Raw genomic sequence first — 15,721 nt, forward strand, 5'->3', positions numbered from 1 at the left:
GATGTTCCGAAGCAGGAGCTTCGGAACGAAGAAAAGGATAATCAGTGCAGATCTGTAGCCAAAATACAACAACCTCGTGCGCTGAGTCTTAGTGGTAAAAAAAGGTGCGAGCGTTCGGTTGTGCCACAACCGTCAACCGTTGCTGGTCGTCCGTCTGAAAGTTTAATCAACTCATCTTAAGCATATACCCCACGCCGTGGAGCGTTACCAGATACTTCGGATCATCAGGAGTCATCTCAATCTTCGAACGCAACTTGGAAATATGCACATCCACCGTGCGGGTATTGGTGCTGAATTCATATCGCCAGACATTTTCGAGCAGGGCGTCGCGGGATACCGGCTCATTGGCATGGGCTACCAGATACCGCACCAGTTCCACTTCGCGCGTCGTAAGCTCCAACTCTCCCTCTTCCGGATGCTCAACGGAGGCGTTTTTCAGGTCAATATGAATAGGATCAAGATCCACCTCGTTGACCGGAGTCATATTCGCATATTTGTCAGAGCGGCGGAGACGCGCCTGGATACGTGCTAACAGCTCTTTGACGCCGAAGGGTTTGGTAATGTAATCATCGGCCCCGATATTCAATCCTGTAACCTTGTCAATTTCCTGATCGCGGGCCGTAAGCATGATGATCGGAAATGTATAATTCATTCCTCTGACTTTGCGACATACATCATAGCCGCTCATCCCCGGCAGCATTAGGTCGAGAATCATTAGGTCAGGATTTTCTTTTTTGACGATATCTATAGCGTTATCGCCCTTTTTGGCTACAAAAACTTCATAATTTTCATTTTCCAACGTATCCTGGAGAGTAAAAACCAAGCTTGGTTCATCTTCAACGATAACAATTTTCTTAGATTCAGCTGACATATTTTTCAGACTCTTCGGTTATTGACTCAGATCTAATTTGATCATTTTCTGCGAGAGGTGTATCGGGATCCTCGACGAGAATGGGAAAAGATACAATAAAAGTGGATCCTTTTCCCGGTTCACTTTCAACTTCTATGTTACCTCCATTTAATTCCACAAGGTTTTTTACGATAGAAAGACCCAGTCCGTGTCCTTTCGTTTTAGCCGTCAAAGAATCTTCAGCACGATAGAATTTATCAAATATATTAGATAGATCTTGCTGTGGAATCCCAATTCCATGATCTTCGACGTAAAGTTCTACCTTGTCGTTATTCCTTTTTAATCGGATGCCTAAATATTTCTCGTCATCACTATACTTGATAGCGTTTTCCACAAGGTTGCTGAGAATAGTATCAAAGCTATTTGTATCGACCATAATAAGTGGAATATCACTGCTGATATCAGTTTCAACAGAAAATCCTTTGTCTTCGATATATTTCTGATGTTCATCTAAATAGCTATATATTTGCTCGCTGACATCTGCCGGTTTAGGCTCTATAAGTGACTGTCCGCCATCTGTTTTTGCCACATCCAGCAGTTTTTCTATCATTTTGCGCAGTCGTATCGATTCATCAAAAATATGATTTCCATAACTTTGAAGCCGGTCCTGATCTTTTACACGTCCGTCAGCCAGATTCTCTCCTGCTGCCTGCATTACTGATAAAGGTGTTTTTAACTCGTGAGTTACATTAGCAAGGAATTCAGCCTGACGTTCTGCCAGTGCCCGTTCTTTTTGAGCAGATCTGAACATAAAAACAAGAGCCCCCAGCAACAGCAGCATAGCAGCCACCAGCACGATTAAATTTTTAACCAATGATGCGTTCGAAGCGGCCACTGTAGATTGATCGGTAAAAGCCACTTCTATTTTCCAGTAATCGAAAAAATCGGGGAAGTTTTGCTCGAACTGAATATTCTCTCGTTTATAGGTTATGCTGGTATCACTGCTGGCAATGATTTCGTTATTTGTCCAGTCGCGCAACCAGACATTCAGCCCCGATTGTTCAGCCGCCCCGAACTTTTCGGTAATTTGGCGGGGTAAAAAGGTATTCCGCAGGTAATCTTGATTAAAGGGCATTATCAAGTAACCAAAGATAGACTGATCGGAGGGGTTTACCAGTGCTATGGTAATACTGCGATGGGAATCAAAAATTACTTTATTATTGTATTGGTACTCGTTGATCAAACTCTTCATTTGCGTGCGGGCAATACCCATTCCGTCGCAAACGACTTCAGTATACTCCGAGTTACGTGAAAACTGATTACTGCTGGAATTATACTGTAGAATTGGATCATTTTGTTGGCAGACATCGGTTTCTGAAGGAACAAAATAAATTCCTTCATACATTTTATCGGCTGCAGCTTCATCCAGCAGCTGGACTACTTCTTTTGTAAAAGCACCGGTTTGGTGAAAGTAGTCTTCCAGACGATTAATATCTGAGGATCCCAAACCATGGAAATCCTTAAAAAAACGATAGCGGAGGCGGTCGGCAAACTCTGCAATTTGCAGTTTTTTATTTTCCCGGTCCGATTCTATGGTGTGTTCCTTGAGAGCATACAGGGAGTATACATTCATACCCGTTAGCCCGAGAATTGTAATAACACCTGCGGCCAGTAAGATCCAGCGAAGTGAGCCGTAACGTTTCATAATAATCAGTTAATCAGTAATAGCTTGGCGATACTGTGAAAGTAAAAAAAATTAAAGGTTTATAAACTTTATTTTTACGGGTTTTAAAACTAAGCACCTGAAAAATAAAAAAAGGGTACATGAAAAGTTAAAGTTATTGTCTTAGGGGGTTTATGATATCCTTAGTCACTTTTATAGATCCTGAAGGAAAATTTCAGAATGAAATAATAGATTACCATCTCTTATAGGGAGGGAGCTAGGGTGGATGGCTTCATCTGTTATCTTTTGTTCACCTTACCTGCTAAAACCGAGACTCTAAGAGTTACTTACTTCTACGTTGCTATAGCTTTTTTTAAAAAGCAGCATCTTTCATCTCCTTCAGTCGCTTTGCGGTTGAAGAACAGTGGACGCTCTGCGTCCATAGAAAACTTCTAACCAATAGCGAACAAACGCAGAGCGTTTAATTACTGTCCCGACGTGGAGTCCAACTACGCTAAAGCTACGAAGGACAGGCATCGGGACGAGTAAAGGAACTTAGCGGTAAGAAGTACCCGTTATTGCTTCCAGCTGTTGTTTTCTCGATTCGTATCAGGGAAATGATTCTCCGGATCAATTTCCACTTGAGTTGCTTCCCCCTCGACTGTGATCGTTGTTTGTGTGGCACCTTTAAGCCATGTTTCAACCGGAATTGTCTCTCTTATGGTAGATCCATCGCTCAGGGTGATTGCAACCGTAGCCGGCATCGGGACCTCTCCGTGATCCTCAATGATTATATGCGTTTCATTATCTGCAGTTGTTACCTTACCTACTGCTTGATCCAGTGTCCACGTTTTATAATACCAGGCTCTCCAGAACCAGTCGAGATCACGTCCTGCAACATCTTCGAACGTGTTGAACAGATCCCAGGGATAGGGATGCTTGTATTTCCAGCGATCAATAAATGTGCGCAGCGCCTCATCGAAAGTATCTTCTCCCAAAAGATTTCGCAGGCTCTCTAACATAGCAGCAGGTTTGGGATACGAGGCAATACCGTAGGCAAAGCCATTATAATGAAAATCTGACCACCGCATTATCGGACCTTCCATATCGGACCCGGCAATTTGCAGATAACTTTGAAACTCCTGCTGATCAAAATCTGGTCCTTCAGGATAATAGGCTTTTTTCGCCTGATTTTCGTTAAAGGTAGTCGTTCCCTCATCCATCCATGCATAACGACGTTCGTTGTTACTTACGATCATAGGTATCCACATATGGGCAAGTTCGTGTGCGATAACTGCATAAAGGGCTTGGGCAGGTTGTCCCTGATACGAACCGATGATGGTCATCATGGGAAACTCCATCCCGCCTCCGATAATACCGCCGCCTTCAACCGAAGTCATATGCGGCCATGGATATTGAAGTCCGGTATAATCCGAAAGAAATGAAAGAGCATGTTGCGTGAATTCTGCACCATTCGTCCACAGAGGCGCCGAGCTGCGATAGATAGCGTTAATCTGCGAATAATCTTCTTGTCCGTCGCCGTCGCGATCACCCACACTGGCACGTGTGGCATCCCAAATAGACTCTTTGGTAGCGCTAAAAGCAAAGTCACGTACTGTATCGGCGCGGAAGCTCCAGGTTATCGGATTATCTCCATTTGATTTGGTAACATTTCCGAAATCATCCTCAGAAACAACATTGACCACTGAATCGCTGGAATATGCCTCCTGCATCCGATCAAAAACTTCATCGGTCAAAACATCTTCAGCATTTGTCAGTTGTCCTGTAGAACCTACCAACCATTGCTCCGGCACAGTAATATCGACATCGTAATTGGCAAATCCGTGGTAGAATTCTGCATTTCCTCGAAACGGGTCCGCCATCCAGCCGATAACATCATCATATACCCGCATTTGCGGATACCAATAGCCTATATAGAAAAGGTTGTCTTCACTATATCCCATGCGTCCCCCGATCCCTTGTTGAGGAATTTTGAAGTTCCAGGCCACTTGTATAGCGATCGAATCGCCGGGAAGGATAGCCTGTCCTGTTCGTACAATGAATTGTGTTCCATTGACAGCATATCCCGTTCGATCTTTTGGTGATTGTAACTCATTTAATTCCTTGTCGCCCACAGCTATCTTTTCAAGGTTAATGCCGCCCGTTACTTCTTGAGCTTCATTGCGTATCACGCCTTCTTTGTGAACATTTTGCGCAAGTTCCAGGAGAAGTTGGTTTAGCGTATCAGGAGAATTATTATAATAGGTAATAGTACCCTCACCTTTAAGCAGTGTATCGGAGGGAATAAGCTCTGCATTCAGCTCGTAGTTTGTCCATTGCGACCAGTATTCACTGCCTGGTTCGCCGGACATAGTGCGCGTATTTTGATCAATAGCATTGAAAAAAGCATTGGGAATTTCATTGGTAATCGGGTTTGGAACCGGCCGGTTAAATTCAGAAGGAAGTTTGTGTGTCGTCTCCTCGCTGACCTGTTCAGTCTCTTCTGTCTCTCGTTGTTCGTCAGATGTTGTTTTTTCTGCAGTTCGGCATCCCCACAGCAGGAGTGAGGCAGTAATTAAAAGCGTTACCAAATGGTTTGTTTTGGAGGATAGGGGCATGGCTATGTAATCTTTGATGAAAAGTTGAAAAGTATTGTGGAGGGGGATTCGAATATCAGGTTTCCAGCGCAAAATGTTTTTGCACGGATTTTCTTAAATCCTCAAACTCGATAGGTTTTGTCAAATAATCCAGATAGTTTGTTTTTTCGGCACGTTCTACATGGTAGGGATCTGAATTCCCCGTAATATAGATTACGGGTACCTCCGAAAACTTACGAATTTCTTTCATTGCATCGATCCCGTCAATTTCGCCCTCCAGCGAAATATCCATAATGATCAAGTCGGGATTTATTTTTTTTGCTGTCTCGATGGCTGTCTTACCATACACAAGTTCCCCTTCAGTCTGAAAGCCCAACCGCTCAAGATAACTTTCATACAGTAGGTTCAGAATTAGATCGTCTTCGACAATTATGACCTTTTTCGCTTCACTCATATATATAGATTATCATTTTTTGATAATAGTTTAAAATAGCAAAATCGAGATATAAGACAATCTATTTATGTTTTTTGGTATCAGAGAGTACGGAATGACTTAACAATATCTAAAATAGAACTATGATGTAATTGAAAAGCCACTGTAGAAGATATATTTGTAATTTTATTAAAGGTAGGTTATTGAAAACACATTAAAAAGCACAAATTTTTAGGGAATCACACATCGATCAACTCTTGTGACTTATAAAAAAGGAAATTTTTGTGGTAAAAATAGTTGCATTTAAGTAATAAAATTTTGACTTTTTAATGCGCTTATTTGTTTAAGCGCCTCTCTCTTAGGGCCTCACAGTTGATAGCTGTGGGGCTTTCCTTATTTTGAGAATATCAGAGCCCTTCACAGAAGAAGCTATAATATAAAAGAAAAAAACGCCTTGCAACCCGTATTATGTTGGCTGACAAGGCGTTATAGAAAGTACCCGAGGCCAGACTCGAACTGGCACGGGCATTTAGATGCCCATCGGATTTTAAGTCCGACGCGTCTACCAATTCCGCCACTCGGGCAAATATTCAAATATTGAACCCAAACCTAGTCCTCCGGAGCTCTGTCACAGAGATGATTAATCGGGTATTATTTGAAAATAGTTGTCAAAAAAGAGACGCTAAATATAACAGTTTGCAGATTACAACTACAACATTCTTTTCAGATTAATTGGCGTCCCAGCTTTTAATCCTCGTCTTTATCCGCAAGAGATAAAATTTCAATCTCTGCCGCATAATAAAGCTGCCCGTTTTTATTGTGAAAGTCGCCACCTTTTACTTCAAAAATTTCTCCACGTTTTAGGGGTCTTAAAGATTTAAGCAACCCAGATGTGCTGCTTGGCAATCCACCTTCATTCTCCCACTGTTCAATGCTGTTGAGGTCTGATCCGGAAAGATGATCCGTTTCGATCATGATCTTAAGCGTTCTGTTGATTGATTTTTTCATAATAACCCCTTGATTAGAGCTGGAAATAATAGTCAAATTCAGAAGAGAAACTCATCTCTATCCATATATAAATTACGGATAATTAAAGAAAGCAGGTATCACTATTTCTAATTTTCATCGCCTGTTTAAACTCTACCAAATCACCCATTCATACTTATCACTGTTTATTCGAAACCACAACTTCACGCGTACTCCGCTTGATGGTATAGATGATGTCGTCCTTCGAACGATCCCAGGCAATGCCTTGTCCTTCATTTTCTATGGGTACTATTTGATCAAGTTCCAGGACCGATCCCGAATCAGGAATTTTTACCACATATAATTCAGGGCGGTCATGTCCGGAGATATAAAGCTGACCATCGGGTCCCCACGAACCGCCGGAATTGCTTTTGCCGTCGAAACGCTCCAGTAATTGTTGAGGATATACCCACGATTCTACAACATTCCACTGATCATCAAATTTGACGAGGGTAGTCCAGCTGTTATCTTTGCCAATTTCATCTTCAAATTCATCATAGTGAGCAAATACGCCCCACCAGTAGCCATCGTGACGATCAACCCATGTGAGGGACCCCCGATCGATGCCAAAACTGTGGGAGCCGATATGCTCGAGCGATTCGGTATTCCATATTTCCACAGAGCTGGTCATTGGTATATTCGGATAGTTGGAGTGCGCTGCATAGAGTTTTCCATCCACAACAACACCACTGTCGAGATGGAGGATGGGACCGTCGGATTCTTCTTTCCACTCATCAACCTTTTTGCCTGTTTCTTTATCGTATTTGCCAATAGTCCGTGATGCAATAGCATAAAAGTGATCAGAATCCACGGCCACCGCCTGAAAGGCTTCCTCAGCCGGGAAATTATTAATGGTTTGCATCGTTGGCTGTGCCTTTGCGATGAAAACGGGAAGAAGGATAAAAAATAAGATCACAAGCAGAATATCCCATTTCATAATTTTGTTGTTCCTTAATTATTATTGTCAGTGAATATTACGAGTCATGCATCATGTATTACGCATTTATCATATCAAAAACATGCTTAGCAAGAAGACCATTATCATACCCGATATGCCGGCCACGGCTGATCCCAGTGTCTGGAGGCGGTAAGCCTGACTCACATCCATTCCCGAAAACTGGCTGACCACCCAGAAATAGCTGTCATTGGCATGAGAAACAGTCATTGCCCCCGCACCAATAGCCAGTGTCGCCAGGGCGGGACCCAGTCCATCCCCCAGACCAATTCCGGAAAGCATGGGGACAATAATAGATGCCGTTGTAATAATGGCCACGGTCGATGACCCCTGGGCCGTTTTCAATGCGGCTGCGATGATAAAGGGCAACAGGATCCCCAGATTCCATGCGGCCAGGCTTTCGCCGAGAAAGCTGCCGATCTCGGTTGCCCGCAGCACGTTGCCAAAGGCACCGCCGGCCCCTGTAATCAAAATGATGACGCCGGCGCTTTTTAACCCCTGTCCCACCCAGTCGCCATACACCTCAGGTCCACGTTCGGAGACGGTACGAAAAGCCAGAAGCACGCCGATGATCAGGGCGGTATTCGGATCCCCAAGAAAAAGTATGGCAGCGGCCGTTGCACCATCGCCAAAAGGTTCGGTGGGTAATGAGGCGACAGAGCCGAGTGCGATAAGCAGCATAGGAAGCAAAATCGGGAGCAGGGCAGTTGTCGTACCCGGCAGGTCCTTGTCGGTCATTTCGTAAGTAGACCGTTCATTATCTGTGTTTTTTCCGCCAATGGATACGGCGTTCGGATCGATATAGATGCGTTTGCCCATGATCGTGGCAAAAATATAGGTGACGATGATGACGGGGACTGTTACGGTGATACCCAGCAGGATTACGCTGCCGATATCAGCGTTGAGCGTGCCTGCCGCGGCAATAGGTCCCGGTGTAGGCGGTACAAAAACATGTGTGGCATATAATCCCATACTCAGAGCAACAGCATACAGGGCCAGCGATTTGTTTGTTTTGGATGCTAGCGACTTATTCAACGAGGAGAGGATGACAAATCCAGAATCGCAATACACCGGGATGGACACAATGGCGCCTGTAATGCTCATCGCCAGCGCAGATCGCGCCTGACCGAGCCAGCTGATAACCTTATTTGCTATGACTAGCGTGCCGCCGCTTTTTTCCAGCAGGGATCCGATGATGGTGCCGGCAGCGATGACAATGCCGATCGATCCGAGCGTATCGCCAAAGCCATTGGTAATGGCCGTAATAGTTTCGGCTGGCGGTAGTCCGGATAGTAATCCTACTCCGAAACAAGCCAGAAGCAGTGCCAGGAACGGGTGCAGTTTTACCTTTGCCGTGCTGTAAATAATAAAAAGAATAGCTGCAATCAGTAGTCCGATTAGTAGATAGCCATGCACAAGTGACTCCGGATTTATTCAATATTGAATAGCCTATTATACTAATACTTTACGGAAATGAAAGGGGAAGCTGCAGAATTAGCTTTACGATGAATTAGTATGGTATATAAAAAGCAGTAATACCTTGTATTGTGAATGACAAACTCTTAACTTTAGCGCTCTTTGAAAGTAGCATTTTTATTGGGCCCGTAGCTCAGTGGTTAGAGCAGTCGACTCATAATCGATTGGTCGCAGGTTCGAATCCTGCCGGGCCCACTTTTCTTTTCCCTCCTCCCGACCTCCAAAAATGCCCTCCAAGCTGTTTAAATGCTGGATGCTCTGAGCCGAAAGAGTCTGTCATTTATATTCAAAGAGGGGACAGTTCTCTTACTGCTTCTTCCAGAACGGTTATGATTTTCAATTGATTCGTACTCGATTTAAAAATTCATAAATGATAGCAATAGAGGTTTTTACTAAATAAGAAAAAAACTGTATAGTTAGTTGATATTAAAATAAGATTATGCTAAAAAAGGAATTTTTATGAGTAAGAACGACAATCCGACGGTTGACGATGTAGCCAGGGTGGCAAATGTCTCAACGGCCACAGTTTCAAGAGTTTTTAATCGATCGGCCAAAGTAAATGAAGATACTTCTAAAAAAGTTTTGCAGGCTGCTAAAAAATTGAATTATAGGCCCAGCCGAGTAGCACAGCGATTACGGGGGAAACGCAAACACTCCATGGTAATTGGACTTATTGTTACTGATTTAGAGAATCCATTTTTTTCAGAAATTGCACGAGGAGTTGAAGAAGTAGCATTTGAAAATCAAAACGCTGTAATGGTTTGCAACTCCAATGAAGATCAGAATAAAGAGAAGTTTTATTTAGAGACCTTGATTGCTGAACAGGTGGCTGGATTTATCATTGTTCCTACTCCTTATAATACAGATCTGATTTCAAAAATAGTTAAGGATAATTTTCCTGTAGTTTGTGTAGATCGCCAGATTAATATTAAAAATGTGGACAGTGTAACGGTAAATAATAGAAGAGGGGCTTATCTTGCAGTAGAGCGTCTTATAAAGCTCGGGCATCGTAGAATTGCTGCTATAAACGGACTTAAAAAATTATCTACAACTAAGGAAAGGTTTGAGGGGTATAAAGAAGCCTTGAAAGCATATGATCTGCCTCTTATAGATGAATTAATTTTTTACGGAGGTTCAAGAGAGGAAGGAGGTGTAGAATGTACTAGAAAAATCATTGAATTAGAAGATCGACCAACTGCTATTTTTTCTGCTAATAATTTAATGACACTTGGATGTCTGGAAGAACTTAACACACAAGGAATCAATATTCCTGAAGAAATAGCACTAATTGGTTTTGATGATATGCCTTGGTCAAAAGCATTAAATCCTCCCTTAACCGCTGTACGTCAGCCTGGGCATGAACTTGGCGTGTCTGCTGCTGAACTATTATTGAAACGTCTTGCTGATCCCTTGCGAAATTCAGTAGACATTGTATTAAATCCGGAACTTGTTATTAGAGAGTCATGTAAGACATGAAATATTACTGCCCAAATGTTTTTTCTGCTATGTAAACCATTACAAAAAAAACTCTTTTATAAAAAATATTTGACTATGAGAGATATTATCCCTTGCTTTAAAATGTAATCGATTACATATAGTTGTAACCGTTTACAAAAAAAGTCGGTTAAATTTTAGGAAAAGGGATACATAATATGCTAAAATCAAAATTACTGTTTTGTCTTGTTATCATGGTAGCTTTGTCTTGGGGGAATACCAGTTTAGCCCAAGACGAAGCAGAAACAGGTTCCAATCAACACGAGGTAGAAGGAGTTGTAACGGATGAAACCGGTTCAACCCTACCCGGAGTCAATATTGTAGTAAAAGGGACAACTATGGGTACTTCAACTGACGCGGAAGGAGCCTATCAGCTCACAGCTCCTTCTGAAACCGATACACTTGTGTTTTCTTTTGTAGGATATGAAACTCAGCTGGTTCCAATTGAGGGGCGTACGGAGATTAATGTGGAACTGGCTACACAAGCTCTTATTGGAGAAGAGGTAGTAGTTACGGGGTATGGAGTTGAACGAAGAGAAGGCTTGACCGGCTCTGTATCCAGCGTCGATCCGGAAGATGTAGCGGAGATGTCAACCCATAACCCATTGCAAGCTTTACAGGGTCGAGTGTCTGGTTTAAATATTACTAGGGATGGAACTCCTGGAGGTGGTACTCAGCAGGTTCTTATTCGTGGGATAGGTACACTCGGGGATAACGAACCACTATATATCATTGATGGTCAGCCTGTTGAAAGACAACGCTTTGATCTATTGTCTTCCAATGAAATTGAGTCTATACAAGTATTGAAGGATGCATCCGCCGCCTCTATTTACGGCTCAAGAGCTTCAAACGGGGTGATTATTGTTACTACTAAAAAGGGACAACCAGGTGAGTTAAGACTAGAATTTAACACCCGAACCACCTTTGAAAGTCAGTATCCCACGGTAGATGTAATGAATACTGAACAGCGGGGAAGGGCGGCCTGGCGCGCATCAGTAAATGATGGTGCAGATCCAAATGATCAGGTTCATTATGACTATGATTGGGGGATGCAGAACGGTCAACCTGTACTAAACAATATCGAAACGGTAGATTGGCTTGATCAAAATACTCAGGGTGGAATTCGAGCTGCCGATACTGATTGGTTTGATGTTATTACTCGAAACGGACTTAGTACGGAAAATACCCTCTCATTGTCAAGTGGTGGGGAAAACTACAGACTGATGACTGCTGTAGGGCATAATTATCAAAAAGGGGTCGTTAAATTTAACGATTATGAACGATATAACTTCCGTTTGAATTCTTCAGTAGATTTATTTGATGGTAAGTTGACAATAGGAGAGAATCTGCAGTTGGCAAAGAGCGAGCAGATCCCCTTTTCAGATTATGTGTTTGGTGGAAATCCGCTAAGTACAGCTACTTTACTCCATCCCATAATACCTGTCTATGCCGAAGATGGTAGCTTTGCCGGTCCAATTGGAGGTGGCTTGTCAGACCGGTTAAATCCCTTGGCTACAGCAACATTTCAACAAGATGATCAAAATGAGGTGCAATCAGCTTACGGAAGTCTGTATGCTGATTTAAGCATAACGGATAATTTAGAATTCAGTACAAATTTTGCCCTCGATTATGAGGGGGATGTCCAGACTGTAACATTAGAACAATTTAACATTGGGTTTCTTTCTCGTGATCCCAACAGGCTTGTGGAAGATAGTCGGAAAACCTCAAATTGGACATGGTCCAACACTCTTAATTATTCATTTAATGTTGGAGAACATAGCACGGAAATTCTGGCCGGCGTAGAAGCACATCGCAGTGACACCGAATTCCTTTCAGCAGAACGACAGAATTTTTTGCTGGAAACTGATAATTTCTGGCAATTTGATGCGGGATCCGGTCCGATGAGTGTGTCTGGTACTGCCACAGGCTTTAGATTGTTATCCTATTTTTCCAAGATAAATTATGATTATACCAATAGGTATTTAGCAACTGCAACATTGCGGTATGACGGTTCTTCTCGCTTTGGAGAAGATAACCAGTTTGGTTTTTTTCCTGCTTTTTCTTTGGGTTGGAGAATTACTAACGAAAATTTCTTTAGGAACAGTGAGAGCCTTGATTTTATATCTGAACTAAAGTTGAGAGCTGGAGTCGGTCGGATGGGGAATCAGCGTATCGATAATAACGCTCCTTTCGCTTTCTTTACACCTGCCTATGGTACTGCCCAATTTTTATGCTGTGGCGCATTTGGCAGACCTACCGGCACGGCTTATGCTCTTGGCGGACAACAAACGGGAGAGCTTCCTTCTGGAGTTAAACAAGTTCAACGAGCCAATCCTAATTTGAACTGGGAAGAAACGGATGAATTAAACGTTGGTGTGGATTTCGGCTTATTTGACCAGCGGTTGACCGGTACATTTGATTATTTTCTCCGGGAAACTCGTGATATCTTGGTTCTACCACCTCGTTTGGCTGTATTTGGAGAAGGTTCGGATAGGTGGGAAAACGGGGCTACTATGGAAAGCCGTGGGTGGGAAGTTTCGTTAACCTACGATGATGTTGTTGGAGAGCTGGGTTATAGCTTTACAACATCACTATCCTCATCTAAAGATGAAATAACATTTGTACCGGAATCTGTAGTTCGAGATTTTCCCGGAAATGTGGAAAAAACCATTATTGGTCATTCCATAACCGCTAATTTTGGATACGTAGCCGACGGGATTTTTCAAAATGAGCAAGAGGTGCAAGAACATGCTGATCAACCCGGAAAAGGAGTTGGTCGGTTACGATTTAAGGATCTAAACGATGATGGTACTATTAACAACCTCGACCAGGATTGGCTGGGTAATGAACTTCCTGACCTTGAATACGGACTACAAGGTAATTTCAGTTATGGGCAGTTTCGTTTATCGTTCTATCTCCAGGGAGTTTACGGTGTTGAACGATTTAATCCTGTTAAACCCAGATTGTTCTACGGAGTTGGAACTCACTCAGGTGAGAATTTATTAACCGATGCTCTTGATGCGTGGACACCTGAAAATCCCGACTCTGACATTCCAGCTTTGTCTTTGGACAATGCCAATAACGAGGCTAGAATGTCTACATTTATGATTGAAGATATGTCATACGTAAAACTCCGAAACCTCCGGCTGGAATACACGTTGCCTTCCGATCTTCAGGAATCTTTCAGATTACAGAATGCAAGAGTACATGTTTCGGGGGGTGAACTCTTTACGATTTCTTCCAGCGACTTTACCGGTGGCGATCCTGAAAATCCCGGTTCATTTTATCCATTGCCCCGGACATTTACATTCGGATTAAATTTAGCTTTTTAATGGTTCTGCTTCCATCAAATTTAAAAAACAGGGAAAATATTATGTCTATACTAAAAAGTAGATCAGCAATTTATGTGACAGTCTCTTTGCTGCTAATGCTGGCTTTGTCAAGCTGTGACAACTTCTTGGATTATAAACCGAAAGGTGTTGTAAATGAAGAAGATATCGAAGGTACAGATGGTGTTGAGCGATTGACAACAGCTGCCTATGCCTCACTTGGTAATTCGGACTGGCTATATTCCTATGAGTCTAATTGGCTTTATGGAAGTGTACGTTCCGATGATGCCTATAAAGGTGGGGGAAGTTTGGGTGATCAGGGTGAGATGGATTGGTATGAACGATTCGTCTTTATTCAAGAAGACCAGGGATACCAACATCGAGCCTGGCAATCGCTTTTTGCCGGAATTGAGCGAGCAAATCTAGCTTTGCGAAAGATAGACGAAGTGCGTGAAGAGGGTCCTGAAGATGCAACATATCCTCTGCAGCAACGAGAGGCCGAAATGCGTTTTCTAAGAGGCCACTTTTATTTTCGATTGGTTCTTCTGTTTAAAAATGTGCCTTGGATTGATCAGAACATGACAATTGAAGAGGCATCCGAAGTCTCCAACGTAGAATTCACTCGGGATGAGTTACTCGATAAAATTGCGGATGAGTTTCAGTTTGCAAAAGACAATTTACCTGATATCCAGGATGAAGTTGGAAGGGCAAGTGCAGTATCAGCAGCTGCATACTTAGCCCGGACGCGATTGCATCAAGCTTATGAGCAGGATGAAAATCATAATGTGGTAAATATCAATCAAGATCGGTTAAATCAGGTCATAGATGAGGCTGATTATGTTATCGATTCTGGTAAACATGATCTTTTCGATGATTACGCAAAAAACTTCATTACAGAATATGATAATGGACCGGAATCGGTATTTGCCGTTCAGCATTCTTTTGATGATGGCACTGAACAAGGCGGCAGGATGAATTATGAGCATGGTTTGAATTATAACATGGCCTCAGACTATGGCTGCTGCTGGTTTCATATTCCAAGCCACAATTTGGTGAATGCGTTTAAGACCGACGAAAATTCTGGCTTGCCATTGTTTGATTCTTTCAACGATGAGATGGTCAGTGATACAGATCCGGATGCATATAAAGAACGGACATTTGATCCTCGTCTAAGCCATACTGTTGGTATCAATGGTCATCCATTTAAATATGATTCGGATTGGCTCTATGACACTGGGTGGGCGCGACAGCCGGAGCTCTATGGACACCACTCGACCATGAAGGAGGTTCAGCATCCCGATCAGCCTGGAACTCAATCTTGGGGTCCTTTCTGGGGTAGTGCAAAGAATGTCGACATCATTCGGTATTCGGATGTACTATTGATGAAGGCTGAAGCACTTATACAAACAAATCGTGAAAACGAGGCATTACCTCTGATTAATCAACTTAGAGAGCGGGCAGCAGAAAGTACCGATATGGTGAGATATTCTGATGGATCTGCACCGGCCGACTATTTTATTGAACCGTATCGGGATGGGGGGAATATCAACTGGACCCAGGAAAATGCTATGGAAGCTCTTCGATGGGAACGAAGACTAGAATTTGCTATGGAAAGCTGGCGTTTTTTCGATTTGGTCCGATGGGGAATGGCAGAAGAAGTACTTAATGATTATTTCGAAGTGGAGCAAGAAAGAAGATCATACCTCGGTGAAGCGCACTTCGAGGCCAATAAAAATGAGTACCTACCTATTCCACAACAGGAGATCGTATTAAGTGAAGGGTTGTATGAGCAAAATCCAGGTTATTGATAGGCAATTTAAAGTTCCTGCATTCGCTGTGATTAAATAGTAGCCCAATCTGGCTGCTGTAGCAGAGGTACCTATTAACAAAACCTTCAA

The 15,721-nt window shown here is 42.7% G+C and carries 10 protein-coding genes and 2 tRNA genes; 4 read left to right on the top strand and 8 right to left on the bottom strand.

Features of this window, described 5'->3' with window-relative positions:
• Positions 1-166: 166 nt before the first annotated feature.
• The 8 genes from ACT3ID_RS15435 to ACT3ID_RS15470 all read right to left on the bottom strand — a co-directional run bounded on the left by ACT3ID_RS15435 (position 167) and on the right by ACT3ID_RS15470 (position 8,940).
• Positions 167-871 (bottom strand): response regulator transcription factor, encoded by a 705-nt coding sequence (locus ACT3ID_RS15435; protein WP_491542948.1) that lies wholly within the window; start codon positions 869-871, stop codon positions 167-169.
• Entirely contained in the window at positions 861-2,555 is a 1,695-nt protein-coding gene (locus tag ACT3ID_RS15440; protein WP_491542949.1) for a sensor histidine kinase, read from the bottom strand. Before ACT3ID_RS15440 ends, ACT3ID_RS15435 begins: the two co-directional genes overlap by 11 nt.
• Before the next feature lie 533 nt (positions 2,556-3,088).
• On the bottom strand, positions 3,089-5,104 hold the full coding sequence (locus tag ACT3ID_RS15445; RefSeq protein WP_491542950.1) for a M1 family metallopeptidase: 2,016 nt from the start codon (positions 5,102-5,104) through the stop codon (positions 3,089-3,091).
• Between the two features lie 82 nt (positions 5,105-5,186).
• Positions 5,187-5,564 carry a response regulator gene (locus ACT3ID_RS15450; RefSeq protein ID WP_491542951.1) on the bottom strand — a complete coding sequence of 126 codons (378 nt, stop codon included), beginning with the start codon at positions 5,562-5,564 and terminating at the stop codon, positions 5,187-5,189.
• Between the two features lie 475 nt (positions 5,565-6,039).
• Positions 6,040-6,127 (bottom strand) — tRNA-Leu (locus ACT3ID_RS15455).
• A 163-nt stretch (positions 6,128-6,290) separates the two neighbouring features.
• Positions 6,291-6,551, bottom strand: coding sequence for a hypothetical protein (locus tag ACT3ID_RS15460; RefSeq protein ID WP_491542952.1), 261 nt, complete (start codon positions 6,549-6,551; stop codon positions 6,291-6,293).
• 157 nt (positions 6,552-6,708) lie between these two features.
• Positions 6,709-7,506 (bottom strand): hypothetical protein, encoded by a 798-nt coding sequence (locus tag ACT3ID_RS15465; RefSeq protein WP_491542953.1) that lies wholly within the window; start codon positions 7,504-7,506, stop codon positions 6,709-6,711.
• A gap of 69 nt (positions 7,507-7,575) precedes the next feature.
• On the bottom strand, positions 7,576-8,940 hold the full coding sequence (locus tag ACT3ID_RS15470; RefSeq protein WP_491542954.1) for a GntP family permease: 1,365 nt from the start codon (positions 8,938-8,940) through the stop codon (positions 7,576-7,578).
• Between the two features lie 182 nt (positions 8,941-9,122).
• Here ACT3ID_RS15470 and ACT3ID_RS15475 point away from each other — a divergent pair.
• From ACT3ID_RS15475 to ACT3ID_RS15490, 4 genes are all read left to right on the top strand, one after another.
• Positions 9,123-9,195, top strand: a tRNA-Ile gene (locus ACT3ID_RS15475).
• A gap of 264 nt (positions 9,196-9,459) precedes the next feature.
• Complete coding sequence (locus tag ACT3ID_RS15480; protein ID WP_491542955.1) at positions 9,460-10,476, top strand: LacI family DNA-binding transcriptional regulator; 1,017 nt, start codon at positions 9,460-9,462, stop codon at positions 10,474-10,476.
• 176 nt (positions 10,477-10,652) lie between these two features.
• Positions 10,653-13,826 carry a SusC/RagA family TonB-linked outer membrane protein gene (locus tag ACT3ID_RS15485; RefSeq protein ID WP_491542956.1) on the top strand — a complete coding sequence of 1,058 codons (3,174 nt, stop codon included), beginning with the start codon at positions 10,653-10,655 and terminating at the stop codon, positions 13,824-13,826.
• A 41-nt stretch (positions 13,827-13,867) separates the two neighbouring features.
• Positions 13,868-15,631, top strand: a complete 1,764-nt coding sequence (locus tag ACT3ID_RS15490) for a RagB/SusD family nutrient uptake outer membrane protein (protein ID WP_491542957.1) — start codon at positions 13,868-13,870, stop codon at positions 15,629-15,631.
• Positions 15,632-15,721: the final 90 nt, after the last annotated feature.

It is taken from the genome of Fodinibius sp. GM108 (assembly GCF_058386985.1).

Bases quoted from the DNA above. Each gene is read 5' to 3' on its own strand.
- ACT3ID_RS15435 (WP_491542948.1), bottom strand. From the start codon at position 871: ATGTCAGCTGAATCTAAGAAAATTGTTATCGTTGAAGATGAACCAAGC.
- ACT3ID_RS15440 (WP_491542949.1), bottom strand. From the start codon at position 2,555: ATGAAACGTTACGGCTCACTTCGCTGGATCTTACTGGCCGCAGGTGTT.
- ACT3ID_RS15450 (WP_491542951.1), bottom strand. From the start codon at position 5,564: ATGAGTGAAGCGAAAAAGGTCATAATTGTCGAAGACGATCTAATTCTG.
- ACT3ID_RS15460 (WP_491542952.1), bottom strand. From the start codon at position 6,551: ATGAAAAAATCAATCAACAGAACGCTTAAGATCATGATCGAAACGGAT.
- ACT3ID_RS15465 (WP_491542953.1), bottom strand. From the start codon at position 7,506: ATGAAATGGGATATTCTGCTTGTGATCTTATTTTTTATCCTTCTTCCC.
- ACT3ID_RS15480 (WP_491542955.1), top strand. From the start codon at position 9,460: ATGAGTAAGAACGACAATCCGACGGTTGACGATGTAGCCAGGGTGGCA.
- ACT3ID_RS15485 (WP_491542956.1), top strand. From the start codon at position 10,653: ATGCTAAAATCAAAATTACTGTTTTGTCTTGTTATCATGGTAGCTTTG.
- ACT3ID_RS15490 (WP_491542957.1), top strand. From the start codon at position 13,868: ATGTCTATACTAAAAAGTAGATCAGCAATTTATGTGACAGTCTCTTTG.